Below are 12552 nucleotides of genomic sequence, written 5' to 3' on the forward strand. Positions count from 1 at the left end.
CTGTGTCTTTGTGAGCCAAAACAGGTCAGCCATGGCAGCACCTCCGACGCCATGGAATCACAGCAAGATCAAAACGCAAGAGGCTCATTAATAGGTCCTGAGCCTAGATCATGTCTTTCACCCGCTCATAAGTGTTGTCCAGGTGCTTCCCTAGAACAGAAGCCAACGCCTCGCCATCGCGCGCCTTCAGGCCCCGGACCATTTCTTCATGCTCTGCAACCGCATTGGCCCACTTCACTGGCCCAGCATTGCCGATGAAGCGGATGTGCTTCATGCGTGACTGGATAGCCTCATGCGCCCAAATCAGCGTTGCGTTGCCCGACAAGGCCACGATGCTTGTGTGGATGGATTGGTTCAGCTTGAAATAGCCGAGGCGATCCTGAATGTCGTAGCGTTGCATCATCTCGTGATGCAGCGCATCGACAGCCGCAATCCCAGCATCAGACCCTTCGGAACACGCCAGATGGCCGGCTAAGGTTTCCAAGGACCTCAGGACGACCAAGCTGTCGGCGACGTCCTTGAGAGTCAGCCGGCGCACCAGCGCTCCGCGTGCCGGCACGAGCTCCACCAAACCCTCGCCGGCAAGTATCCGCACTGCTTCCCGCAGCGGTGTGCGAGACACGCCAAGCTGCGCGCAAAGCGCTACCTCGTTCAATCTGGCGCCGGCCGGGATGATGCCCTGCGTGATCAGGTCTCTCAGCCGTACTGCCACCTCCTCATGCAGAGGCCGGCGGACGATCGGCCCTTCCGCCGCCGTGGTTCCTTGGTGCGGATGCACACCGGGTCCCGCTTCCATGACTCGGACATTCCCAGAGGAGGCTGCCTGTGCAGATCTGTCTATCACGTTGACTCCGAAAATACTGCATGCAGTATACCGGGTAGGGAATTATCATAAGGCGGAATATCCATGAACATGCAGGCTGATTCCTCCGCCAAGCCCCGGATTGCCTTAGCCATGGGTGATGCGGCCGGCATCTCGCCTGAGCTCACGGCAAAGGTCTTGAGCGATGAGGATGTCCGCTCTGCTGCGACGATCATCGTTCTAGGGGACGCGCGGGTGCTTGCTGAAGGCGCCAGGGTGGCCGGCGTAAGCCTGGATATTGACACCGTGCCGGATGCCCAGCAGCCGATCCCTCGCGCGGAGCGCCCACTCCTGATCGATCTGGCTCATTGTGACCCGGCCGAAGTTCCGTTGGGTGAGATCTCGGAGGCCGGTGGCCGCTTCGCAACGGAGAACTTCCGCCGGGCCTTGGCGATGGCCTCGGCTGGCGAGGCCGATGCGGTCTGCTTCACGCCCTTCAACAAGGCGGCGATGCGGCTTGTCACCCCAGGCTACGAGGACGAGATCGGCTTCACGGCCGAGGCCATCGGCTTCCATGGCGTGGCAAAGGAATTCAACGTGCTGGAGGGGCTGTGGAATGCCCGCGTCACGTCCCACGTGCCGCTCAAGGATGTCGCTTCCCTGCTGAGCCGGCAGAGCATCCTGGACAACCTGAGATTGACCAATGATGCCCTGCGGGCAGCCGGAGTCGCGCGTCCTCGCATCGCTGTCGCCGCTCTCAACCCGCATGCTGGCGACAACGGCAACTTCGGCCGGGAAGAAATTGAGATCATCGGCCCGGCCGTTGAAGACGGCAAGGCGGAGCAGATCGGCTGCGACGGCCCCTTTCCCGCCGATACGGTTTTCGTGCGGGCCAGGCGCGGGGACTTTGATGCAGTGCTGACGATGTATCACGACCAGGGTCAGATCGCGATGAAGCTGATCGGGTTCGAGGCAGGGGTCACGCTGATGGGCGGCTTTCCTTTCCCGATCTGCACCGCCGCACATGGCACTGCCTATGACATCGCGGGGCAGGGGATCGCCCATCCCGGTGCCATGCGGAACGCGCTGCTTCTGGCTGCCCGCATGGCGGCCAGGGAGGTTGCAGCTCCCTAGACACAGCGAAACGCCGCAGAGAACCCCTGAAGGGGCATGCGGAGCATCCAGGAGGAAAGAGTTCCATGAAGCTTGTCACCACAGCGGCGCTCGCCGCTGGTGCCGCCTTGCTCGCGATCGTTCCGGCCGAGGCCCAGACGGCCTGGAAGCCCACGAGGCCGGTGGAATTCGTGGTGACCTCCGGCGCGGGAGGTGGAACCGATGTCTTCGCCCGCACCGTGCAGGCGGCCATCACCAAGCACGAGTTGATCCCGACCTCTGTGGTTGTCTCCAACAAAGGCGGCGGCTCAGGTGTCGAGGGCTTCGTCTATGGCACCGGCGCCAAGGGTGACCCGCACAAGGTGATCTTCGGCACCAACAATGCCTGGACCCTGCCGATGGTCGCGAAGGTGAACTGGAAGGTCGGCGAACTCACGCCAGTGGCCATCATGGCCTTCGATGAGTTCATGCTCTGGGTGAAGCAGGACGCCCCTTACAAGACCGCCGCCGACCTGGTGGCGGCGGCACGAGAGAAACCAGGCGCCATCCGCATGGGCGGCAGCCAGACCCACGACACCGACCAGACCCTGACCATGCTCATCCAGCGCGCGGCTGGGGTGCGCTTCAACTACATCCCCTATCGCGGTGGTGGCGAGGTGGGCGTGCAACTCGCCGGTGGGCATATCGAGGCCAGTACCAACAATCCTTCCGAAAGCATCGGTGGCTGGCGCGGCGGGCAGGTGCGCCCGGTTTGCGTCTTCCGTCGCGAGCCCCTGCCGCAGGGCGGCAAGGTGACGGAGACCCAGGGCTGGTCGGACGTCCCGACCTGCGCCAGCCAGGGCGTGGCGGTGGAGGAATTCCGCATGCCCCGCACCGTCTTCCTGCCGCCAGGCGCTCCCGCGGCGGCGCAGGCCTACTGGGGCGAGGTGTTCCGCAAGGTGAGCGAGACGCCGGAATGGCAGGACTACGTCCAGCGCACCAGCCAGAGCGGCCGCTTCATCGGCAGCGATGAGATGCGCGGCATCGTCCAGGCGGAAGAGTCTGCCACGCGCGAGATATTCGCCGCAGAAGGTTGGCTGGCGAACTAACCGGCGGAAAGGAGAGGCCGCATGCTGTCCCGATTGCATCTCGAGCTGATCTTCGCCGGCCTTGTGTTCTTGATCGGCCTGATCGGCCTCTACGGCTCGGCCGAGCTGAACACGGGCTGGGCCGCAGACGGACCGCAGGCCGGCTTCTTTCCTTTCCGTGTCGCCCTGATCCTGATGGCGGCGGCGGTGCTGGTGGCAGTGCAGGCCTGGCGCAGCCGCGCCGCGCTGCGCCAAATGCCGGTGGCCGATCACGCAGGCCTTGAGCGGGTGCTGTGGTTCGGGTTACCGATCATCGGCGCTGTTGCGCTGGCCCAGTGGCTCGGCCTCTACGTCGCTTCCGCAGCCTATCTGCTGTTCACCATCAGGCTGCGCGGCCGGCGTCCCTGGGCAACCTGCCTCGGCGTCGCCGTCGGCGTGCCCGTCGTCACATTCCTGGTGTTCGAACGCTGGTTCCAGGTGCCCCTGCTCAAAGGGCCAGTTGAAATCATGCTCGGCCTGGGCTGAGGGAACCGCCATGCTCGCCAATCTCGAAGCCCTGGCTCATGGCTTCAGCGTCGCACTCTCGGCCTACCACATCATGCTCATCGTGGCCGGGGTGCTGCTTGGCATCCTGGTAGGCGTATTGCCGGGCCTCGGCGCGCCCAATGGCGTGACGCTGCTGCTGCCGCTGACCTTCTCGATGGACCCTGTCTCGGCCATCATTCTCCTGACCAGCCTCTACTGGGGCGCTCTCTTCGGTGGTTCCACCACCTCGATCCTGTTCAATATTCCGGGCGAGCCTTCCTCCGTTGCCACGACCTTCGACGGCTACCCGATGGCAAGGCAGGGGCGTGCGACGGAAGCGCTGACCTATGCCTTCCTTTCCGCGGGCTTTGGTGCCCTGGTTGGTATCATCGTCATCACGCTGCTCTCCAGCGCCGTCGCTTCCTTCGCGCTGCGCTTTGGCCCACCAGAATATTTCGCAGTATATCTGCTCGCCTTTGCTTCCTTCATCGCCTTCGGCGGAGGGGCGCCGCTTAAGACCGTCGTGTCGCTGGGCCTCGGCTTCGGCTTTGGCATGATGGGAACGGACACGGTATCAGGCTCCATGCGCCTGACCTTCGGGCTGGATGAGCTGATCCGCGGCGTCTCCTTCCTGGTGGTGGTGATCGGCCTCTTCGGGCTTGGTGAGCTGCTGCTGACCATTGAGGAAGGGCCCGAGTTCAAAGGCGCCAGTGGCCGCATCGACCTACGCGCCATGCTACGCGCGGCGGCGCGGATGCCACGCTACTGGCTGGCCATGCTGCGCGGCAGCGCGGTGGGCGTCTGGATGGGCGTCACCCCGGGGGGGCCGACCGCGGCCTCCTTCATGTCCTATGGCATCGCGCGCCGCGTCTCGCGCAACCAGGCCCGCTTCGGCAAGGGAGAGCCGGAGGGTGTGATCGCGCCGGAGACCGCCGACCATTCCGCGGGCACCGCCGCGATGCTGCCGATGCTGTCCCTCGGCATTCCCGGCTCCGCCACCTCTGCGGTGATGCTGGGAGGGCTGATGATCTGGGGGCTGAACCCGGGGCCGATGCTCTTCATTGAGCAGAAGGATTTCGTCTGGGGCATGATCGCCTCGATGTACCTGGGCAATGTCGTTGGCGTCGTGCTGGCCCTGGCCACGGTGCCGCTCTTTGCTGCCATGCTCTCCATCTCCTTCTCCATCATTGGGCCGATCATTGTTACGGTCTGCCTGGTTGGGGCCTATACCGTGGCTGGAGCCGGCTTCGATCTGTGGTTGGCGGTGATCTTCGGTGTCGCCGGATACCTGATGAAGAAGCTTGACTATCCGCTCGCGCCCCTGGTGCTGGCCATGGTCATCGGTGACAAGGCGGAAGATGCCTTCCGGCAGTCGATGCTGGTTTCCAATGGCTCTTTGAGCATCCTGTGGTCGAACTGGCTGGTCGGCAGCCTCACCACACTGGCCATCCTGTTCCTGTTGTGGCCACTGCTGGCCATGCTGCTGAGCCGCCGCTCAGCGGCCAACCTCGCCGTGGCGGCTCACCCCGAGCAGGATGCATGAGGAACGCTGCGGGCCGGACCCAGCCCTGATAGATGGCTGTGCCACCACCTGAGCTTCAGAGCATACCGGTTCCGCGGGCGGCTGTACCGGCCGTGGCGCCTCGACCCATAGATCAAAGGGAGTGATGCCGAGACCCGTCAGCCCGGCAGGGCGGCGCCGACGAACCGCCGGAACAGGCGGAGTCCATGGAAACCACCAGGAAAGACCCTCAAGAATGACCAACATCACACGGCGCACCGCAATCGGCGCCTCCCTTGCCGCACCCTTCATCTCCAACTCGGCCTACGCCCAGGGAGTGCGACTGCGCCTGGCGCACCCGCACCCGGAGAGCGACAGCTGGGAGAAGGCCACAAGGCTCTTCGCGGAACAGTTGAAGGAGCGGACTGGCGGTGCCGTCACCGTCCAGGTCTTCGGCAATGGGGTGCTGGGTAGCGACCAGACCATCATCGCCTCAGCACGCAGCGGAACGCTCGATATTGCGTTGACAGGCAACCCCTTCTTCACGGGCATGGCCCCAAAGCTGAACGCGCTCGATCTGCCCTTCCTGTTCCGCGACCGCCGCCATGTCGCGGTCGTGCTGGACGGCGAGATCGGCAACAGCCTGCGTACGGAACTGGAGCCACATGGCCTGCATGTCCTGGGCTTCTGGGACATCGGCTTCCGCAACATCACCAACTCGCGCCGTGCGGTCAACGCCCCTGCCGATCTGCGCGGGTTGAAAATCCGCACCACGCCCAACCCGGCGCATATCAAGACCTTCCAGCTGCTTGGTGCCAACCCCGCGCCCTTGCCCTTCACAGAGCTTTTCACCGCGCTGGAAACCCGGGCGGTCGATGGGCAGGAAAACCCCACGACGCTGATCCGCAACGCTCGCTTCTGGGAGGTGCAGAAGCATCTCAGCCTGACGCGTCACGCCTATACCGCCGGCATCCTGGCGATGAGCCGCCGGCGCTTCGACGCCTTGCCCGCCGCGCAGCAGGAAGCCGTCATGGCCGTTGCGGCTGCGATCACGCCACAGCAGCGGCAGATGAACGAATCAGCCGATGCCGATGCGCTGTCCGACTTGAAGAGCCATGGCATGGCCGTGGTCGAGACGCCCGACCGCGACGCCATGGCGGCTCTGGTGGCGGAGCCGGTGCGGCGCGAATTCGCCGAACGCTTCGGCTCCGCATTGCCGGATGCCATTGCCGGCGCTGCGGCCTGACGAGAACACCATGCGGATCATCGACCTCACGATGCCCATCGCGCCGCATTTCCGTTGGCGCACCCAGGTCAGCGTCGCTGGCGACATCGCTGCTGGCGATCAGTTCCGCGTCACGCGGCTGGACGCCACCTGTCACGGCTTCAGCCATGTGGATGCGCAGGCGCATATCCTGGCCAATGCCCCCACCATTGAACAAACACCGCTGGAGCGGGTCGTCGGCGCCTGCCGGGTCCTGCGGTTGGAGGATGTGCAGCCGGAAGAGGAGATCGGCCCCGACCGCCTGGCGGCCGCCGATCCAGGCGGCGCGGCCGGCGAGATCCTGCTGCTCGCGGCTGGCTGGGACAGGCAGCGTGACAGCAACACGCCCGAATTCTGGCGCCATGCCCCCTGGCTGAACCGCGCCGCGGCGGAGTGGCTGGCTGCGCGAGCACCCAGCGCCGTCGCCTTCGATTTCCCACAGGATTACCCGATCCGCCTGCTGCTGGATGGTGTGGAAGTGCCTTTCGACCAGCACGTCACGCATGATGTGCTGCTCCGCCAGGGCGTCACGCTGGTCGAGTATCTGGTGAACACCGCCGAGTTGCGCGACGCGCGCTGCCTGCTCTCGGCCGCGCCCCTGAAGATTCCCGGTGCCGACGGCGGCCCCGCACGGATCTATGCCATCGAAGGGTTGGGCGTATGACCCAGGCGGTGGACCGCCTCTTTGCCGCCGTCGAGGGCCTGCTGGCCCTCGCGCTGGCCGTGATGGTGGTGATGGTCTTCGGGAACGTCGTCCTGCGCTACCTGTTCGACGATGGCATCATGGTGAGCGAGGAACTGTCCCGCTTCCTGTTCCTGTGGCTGACCTTTCTCGGCGCGGTCGTTGTGCTGCATCGCGCGGGGCATCTCGGCTTTGATACCCTGGTGCAGATGCTGCCGCGCCAGGGTCGGCTGCTCTGCCGCGCCATTTCAGGACTGCTGACGCTGCTGGTCTGCCTGATCTTTCTCTGGGGTGCCTGGCCGCAGGCGCTCGCGAATATGGATAATGCCTCGCCGGTCTCGGGGCTGCCGCTGGGCTGGGCCTATATGGCGGCGGTGGTATCGGGTGCCGGCCTGTCACTGCTCACCTTGGCTGATCTGGCGCAGGTGCTGCGCGGAGTTGAGCCTGCCCGGCGTGACGCTGCCGACCTAGCGGAGCCCGGCGCATGACGCTGCTGATCTTTTCGGCGGTTCTGCTTGGCGCCATGGCGATTGGCCTGCCGATTGCCATGGCGCTGATGCTCTCTTCCGCCGCGCTGATGCTGCATCTCGATGCCTTCGATCCGCAGGCCATGGCGCTGCAGATGATCAACGGCGCCGACAGCTTCGCGCTGCTCGCCGTGCCCTTCTTCATCCTGGCCGGGGAGGCGATGACGGCGGGCGGCCTGTCCCGGCGCCTGGTCGGCCTTGGCATGGCGATGCTGGGCCATGTGCGAGGTGGCCTCGGCTATGTCGCGGTGGTGGCGGCCATCTTCCTGGCCTCCGTCTCCGGCTCGGCGGTCGCCGATACGGCGGCGCTGGCAGCGGTGCTGATCCCGATGATGCGCACTGCGGGCTATAATGTGCCGCGAGCGTCTGGACTGATGGCAGCGGGTGGCATCATCGCGCCGGTCATCCCGCCGTCCATCGGCTATATTGTCTTTGGCGTGGCGGCTAATGTCTCAATTACCTCGCTCTTCCTGGCCGGCATTGTACCTGGCGTGATGATGGGGCTGGCCCTGGCGGCTACCTGGTGGTTCTGTGCCCGCAAGGAGACGGCGGCGCTGCTGCCGCGTGCCTCCTGGTCCGAGCGCGGCCAAGCCTTACGTGACGCACTGCTGGCCCTGGCGCTGCCGGTCATCATTGTGGGCGGCCTGCGTTTCGGGCTCTTTACGCCGACCGAGGCCGCGGTGGTGGCGGCGGTCTATGCCCTGTTCATCGGCATGGTGGTGTACCGTGAACTGCACTGGCGTGAACTTCCCGCTGTGTTGACTGCGACAGTGCGCACCTCCGCCGCCGTCATGTTCCTGGTGGCCGCTGCGTCACTCTCCGGGTACATGATCACCATCGCCGACGTGCCGGCCGAAGTGCAGGGGCTGCTGGAACCCTTCAGTAGCGATCCCAGGCTGATGATGTTCGTCATCATGTTGCTGGTGGTGGTGGTTGGCACGGCGCTGGACTTTGTGCCGACCATCCTGATCCTGACGCCCGTGCTGATGCCTTCCGTGCGTGCCGCCGGAATCGATCCGGTCTATTTCGGCATACTCTTCATCATGAACAATGCCATCGGCCTGCTGACGCCGCCGGTCGGCTCCGTGCTGAACGTCGTCTGTGCCGTGGCGCGCGTCGAGATGGGCCCCGTCATGCGCGGGGTCATGCCCTTCCTGCTGGCTCAGCTCGTCGTGCTGTTCCTGCTGGTTCTTTTGCCGCAGATCGTCCTCATGCCGCTGCAATGGTTCCGATGACGCGTAGCCCCGGACCAAAACCAGGAAACCAACATGAACCATGAGATCCTGTTCCGCAGCCTGGGCGACCGCTGCTTCCGTGTCGGCATCACCGGCGCGAAGGGCAGCTTCAGCCGGACGCTGTTGTCACAGATCCGCGCGGTGCCGCAGCTACAGGTAGCGGCGCTTTGCGACCTGGACCCACAAGGCGTTCTGACAGTACTGCGCGAACTCGGCTTTCCGCCAGAGGCAGCCGTCCTGTGTGAGAGTGCCAGCGCCGCGCAGCAGGCGGCGGGTGCCGGCAGGATCGTCCTGCTGCGTGACCATGCACTGCTGGCTGCGGTGCAACTCGACATCGTGGTTGAGGCAACCGGGCAGCCGGAGATCGGCGCTCGCGTGGCGGTGGATGCCATCCGGCGGAACGTGCATGTTGCCATGGTCACAAAGGAAACCGATTCCGTCGTCGGGCCGCATCTGAATCAGCTCGCGAAGGAGCATGGCGTGGTCTACACCACGGCGGACGGCGACCAGCCGGCCAACCTGATAGGCCTCGTCACTTGGGCGCGGCTGCTCGGGTTTGAAGTGGTCGCCGCTGGAAAGTCCAGCGAGTACGACTTCATCTTCGACCACGCGACTGGTGCCGTGACCCAGACCGACCAGCGCTGCATGGCGCCGGATTTGGCCGATCTCTGGGCTCTGGGCGACAACATTCCGGCACGGCTGGCGGAGCGTTCATCGGCCTTGGCCGCACTCCCACAAAGTGCGACGCCGGACTATTGCGAAATGAATGTCGTGGCCAATTCCACGGGCCTCCTGCCTTCCAGGGACGAGCTGAATTACCCGGTCTGCCGCATATCCGAACTGGCGGACGTCTTCATGCCTCGGGCCGAGGGCGGGATCCTGGACCGTACAGGGGTCGTGGATGTCTTCAACTGCCTGCGCAGGCCGGAAGAGGTGAGCTTCGGGGGCGGGGTCTTCGTCATCGTCCGCTGCGGCGATCCAGTCGTCTGGGAGTTGCTGCGGGAGAAAGGCCATGTGGTCAGCCGCACCGGCCGCTACGCCTGCATCTTCCAGCCTTACCACCTGATGGGATTGGAAACGCCCGTTTCGTTGCTGTCCGCAGCCGGACAGGGGCGCGCCTCGGGCAGCGACACCCAGCGCGTCCATGCTGTCATGGTAGCCCGGGCAGATCGTGACTTTCAGGCAGGGGAGCTTCTGGAGATGGGCGGGCACCACCATGTCATGGATGGCTGCACGGCACTCCTGCTTCCGGCTGCTGAGGCGGAAGGATTGGCGCCCTTCTATCTCGCCGCCCATAAGAGGCTGCGCACCGATGTCCCGCGCGGCACTCTGTTGCGCGAGGACATGGTCGATCTGGAAGGTTCGTTGATGCAGCAGCTGCGCCGTTCAGTCAGCCTGCCGGTGGCTCCGGGATAGTAGCATCCGGGGAACCGCCGTAGAACGGCGCTTCGCATTTGGATACCATTGGTAACGGAAGTCCGGATCTGCGCCAGATGCACGGAGCGGGGGGGGCTATCGGCCCCGAGCGGCGCTTATCCCCAATTTACGGGGACAGAGCTGTGGATCACCGGGTGGACAGGTTGTGCGCAGCAGAGGGGGGTAGGGTCAGGCCGCGCCGAAGGAGAGCGTGACGCAGTTGCCGTTATCCGCGTCGCCCTCAAGGCTGAGCCTGCCGCCATGCAGGGCCACGATCCGATGTGCCACGGCGATGCCAAGACCCGCACCTTCAAGCCCACGGTTCAGCATCGTTGGTGCGTCAAGGGGAGCCAGCAGGTCGCGCCATGCCTGCGGCGAGAGGAGCGTATTGGAGCAACGAATCTCAACCTTCGGCGGATGTGCGAGACAACGCAGATGAAGTTCCGCGCCGGCACCTACTCGGTGGGCAAGCTCGCGTAGGGTGCAGGCCACTGCCTCCGTGACCAGCTCCTCGTCCAGTTCGGCTGAGATGTCCTCGCCGTCATTCAGAACAACCGCCACCCGCTCTCGCTCAAGCGCCGCTGCAGTGCGGAGCGATCCCAAGCGGGCAGCTCGCCTCAGGTTCACTGGCCGCAGTTCCAGATTCCGTTCCAGATCGGCCAGCCGCGCGTAGCGTGTTGCGTCCTCCAGCAGCTCCAGAAGATGAGTTGAGGCGCCAAGGATGTCTCTGGTCCAGTCGAGGTTCGGCACGGTCTGGCCTTGTTCCGCCGCCTCCAGAAGCAGGCCGGCAAAGCCGTTGATGATCCCGATCGGGGTCCGGAACTCGTGGTTCATGGCAGCCAGGAAGCGCGCCTTGGCACGATCGGCGGCCTCGACGGCGGCGAGGGCGCGGCGTGCTTCTGCCTCGGATTGCTCTGCCCGGTCCCGTGCCTCGACCAGCCGTGCCTCGTAGCGGCGATAGGCGGTTGCGTCGAACAATGTTGTCCGGGTCAGCAGCGGCCCGCCGTCAGGCGCGCGCCGCACCACGGAACTCATCAGGACAGGCAGCCGGCTCCGGTCGGCACGGAGCAGCTCCAGCGCAATCCCATCCACGGCGCCGGCCGTTTGAAGCAACGGCACATGGCGCGTGGCATGCACGATCCGGCCGGCAGGCGAGAGGAGATCGTCCAGCCGGCGAAGCCCGATGATCTGGTCTGCCTGGTAACCTGTCCAACGGCAGAGTGTCCGATTCAGCCGCAGGATAGACCCGTCGACCCCCTGACTGGAGAGGTAGCCGAAGGGTGCCTCTTCATAGAGGTCCTCGGCGCTCTCCTGAAGCACCGGGTGAGGGCCACCCGTATGGCTGGGCTCAGGCAGAATGACCGCCCATCTTCGCCAGGAAGGCCATGATGACGGCCGTCGTCTCCACCGGCGCGCTCAGATGAGGACAGTGGCCGGATGTATTCAGGACCACGAGTTCGCTGCGAGGCAAGTGGTTGTGGACGTATTCGCCGACCGCGCAGGACGCGATCGCGTCGTCGGCGGACTGGATCACCAGGGTCGGGGTACGCACCCGCGCCAGGTCGGCACGGTTGTCCGATGTGAACGTGACACGCGCGAAATGGCGAGCAACCGGAGGATCGACGCGGCAGAAGCTTTCAGCGAGCTCATCGGCAAGCTCGGAACGGTCTGGATTGGCCATGACGGTCGGCGCCATGACCCGGGCCCACCCGTCATGGTCCGCATCGAGCAGGGCGAGAAGGGAGTCGATATCCTCCTTCGTGAAGCCCCCCTCGTAGCCATCGTCGTTGATGTAACGGGGCGAGGGGCCGATGAGCACAAGGCGGGAGAAGCGCTCCGGCTCACGCGCGGCAGCCAGAACCCCGATCATGGCACTGACGGAATGGCCGACAAATACGACCGGCTCCGGCCCCAGTGTGCGACAGATCGTCAGGACGTCTTCAGCGTAGCCATCGAGTGTCGCATAACGCGCCTTGTCATAAGGCGCCAGGCTCCGGCCCGAACCAACATGGTCAAAGAGAGCCGTGCGATAGGATGCCTGGAAGGCCGGAGCAATGAGGCGCCACATCGATGCGTCACAACCATATCCGTGAGCAAAGAGGATGGTCGGGCCGCCAGTGCCGGCAAGGCGCAGATTGTAACGTGCAAATACGGGATCAGCATTCGGAGAAAGGGACGGCAACGGGGCTGTTCCGGAATATTATTGCACTGGATGAAATCAGCCCCGTCTCTACCGCGCCGCGCCAAGAAATGGAACGTCGTTCTTCACAAAAATGCGGCGGAAGCCTGACAGCGGATGCCTGAGAGCTCAATCTAACTGCCTAGCGGCCTTGCCACTCCTAGGCTCAGGACTCCTTGATCCAGAAGAGGACGGTGGCGGCGAGGCAGATGGCGGACATGAAGGTGTGGGCGCAGCGGTC

At 64.7% G+C, this 12552-nt stretch carries 12 protein-coding genes; 9 read left to right on the forward strand and 3 right to left on the reverse strand.

Annotated elements, in window-relative coordinates; translation table 11 throughout:
• Nucleotides 1-103: 103 nt before the first annotated feature.
• Complete coding sequence (locus EBE87_RS26280) at nucleotides 104-796, reverse strand: GntR family transcriptional regulator (RefSeq protein WP_120639972.1); 693 nt, start codon at nucleotides 794-796, stop codon at nucleotides 104-106.
• Between the two features lie 204 nt (nucleotides 797-1000).
• Between EBE87_RS26280 and EBE87_RS26285 the strand changes: the two genes are divergently transcribed.
• The 9 genes from EBE87_RS26285 (at nucleotide 1001) to EBE87_RS26325 (ending at nucleotide 10132) form a co-directional block, all read left to right on the forward strand.
• Nucleotides 1001-1936: a 4-hydroxythreonine-4-phosphate dehydrogenase PdxA gene (locus tag EBE87_RS26285; RefSeq protein ID WP_233560223.1), complete on the forward strand. Its 936-nt coding sequence runs from the start codon at nucleotides 1001-1003 to the stop codon at nucleotides 1934-1936.
• 65 nt (nucleotides 1937-2001) lie between these two features.
• The gene (locus tag EBE87_RS26290; RefSeq protein ID WP_120639974.1) at nucleotides 2002-3003 is read left to right on the forward strand and encodes a Bug family tripartite tricarboxylate transporter substrate binding protein; all 1002 of its coding nucleotides are present in this window, start codon (nucleotides 2002-2004) and stop codon (nucleotides 3001-3003) included.
• 21 nt (nucleotides 3004-3024) lie between these two features.
• Complete coding sequence (locus tag EBE87_RS26295) at nucleotides 3025-3507, forward strand: tripartite tricarboxylate transporter TctB family protein (protein ID WP_120639975.1); 483 nt, start codon at nucleotides 3025-3027, stop codon at nucleotides 3505-3507.
• Between the two features lie 10 nt (nucleotides 3508-3517).
• Nucleotides 3518-5050, forward strand: coding sequence for a tripartite tricarboxylate transporter permease (locus EBE87_RS26300; protein ID WP_120639976.1), 1533 nt, complete (start codon nucleotides 3518-3520; stop codon nucleotides 5048-5050).
• A gap of 214 nt (nucleotides 5051-5264) precedes the next feature.
• On the forward strand, nucleotides 5265-6254 hold the full coding sequence (locus tag EBE87_RS26305; RefSeq protein WP_120639977.1) for a TRAP transporter substrate-binding protein: 990 nt from the start codon (nucleotides 5265-5267) through the stop codon (nucleotides 6252-6254).
• Nucleotides 6255-6264: 10 nt separating this feature from the next.
• The gene (locus tag EBE87_RS26310; protein WP_120639983.1) at nucleotides 6265-6936 is read left to right on the forward strand and encodes a cyclase family protein; all 672 of its coding nucleotides are present in this window, start codon (nucleotides 6265-6267) and stop codon (nucleotides 6934-6936) included.
• The gene (locus EBE87_RS26315; RefSeq protein ID WP_120639978.1) at nucleotides 6933-7442 is read left to right on the forward strand and encodes a TRAP transporter small permease; all 510 of its coding nucleotides are present in this window, start codon (nucleotides 6933-6935) and stop codon (nucleotides 7440-7442) included. The genes EBE87_RS26310 and EBE87_RS26315 overlap by 4 nt, the downstream gene beginning before the upstream one ends.
• A complete protein-coding gene (locus tag EBE87_RS26320) occupies nucleotides 7439-8716 on the forward strand; it encodes a TRAP transporter large permease subunit (protein ID WP_120639979.1) in 1278 nt (425 codons plus the stop codon). Before EBE87_RS26315 ends, EBE87_RS26320 begins: the two co-directional genes overlap by 4 nt.
• A gap of 33 nt (nucleotides 8717-8749) precedes the next feature.
• Complete coding sequence (locus tag EBE87_RS26325; RefSeq protein ID WP_120639980.1) at nucleotides 8750-10132, forward strand: NAD(P)H-dependent oxidoreductase; 1383 nt, start codon at nucleotides 8750-8752, stop codon at nucleotides 10130-10132.
• A gap of 189 nt (nucleotides 10133-10321) precedes the next feature.
• Here EBE87_RS26325 and EBE87_RS26330 read toward each other — a convergent pair whose 3' ends face one another.
• Both EBE87_RS26330 and EBE87_RS26335 read right to left on the reverse strand, forming a co-directional pair.
• Nucleotides 10322-11452, reverse strand: a complete 1131-nt coding sequence (locus tag EBE87_RS26330) for a PAS domain-containing sensor histidine kinase (RefSeq protein WP_120639981.1) — start codon at nucleotides 11450-11452, stop codon at nucleotides 10322-10324.
• A 28-nt stretch (nucleotides 11453-11480) separates the two neighbouring features.
• Complete coding sequence (locus tag EBE87_RS26335; RefSeq protein ID WP_199707730.1) at nucleotides 11481-12314, reverse strand: alpha/beta fold hydrolase; 834 nt, start codon at nucleotides 12312-12314, stop codon at nucleotides 11481-11483.
• Nucleotides 12315-12552: the final 238 nt, after the last annotated feature.

This window comes from Teichococcus wenyumeiae, from assembly GCF_003696345.1.
Taxonomy (GTDB): Bacteria; Pseudomonadota; Alphaproteobacteria; order Acetobacterales; family Acetobacteraceae; genus Pseudoroseomonas; species Pseudoroseomonas wenyumeiae.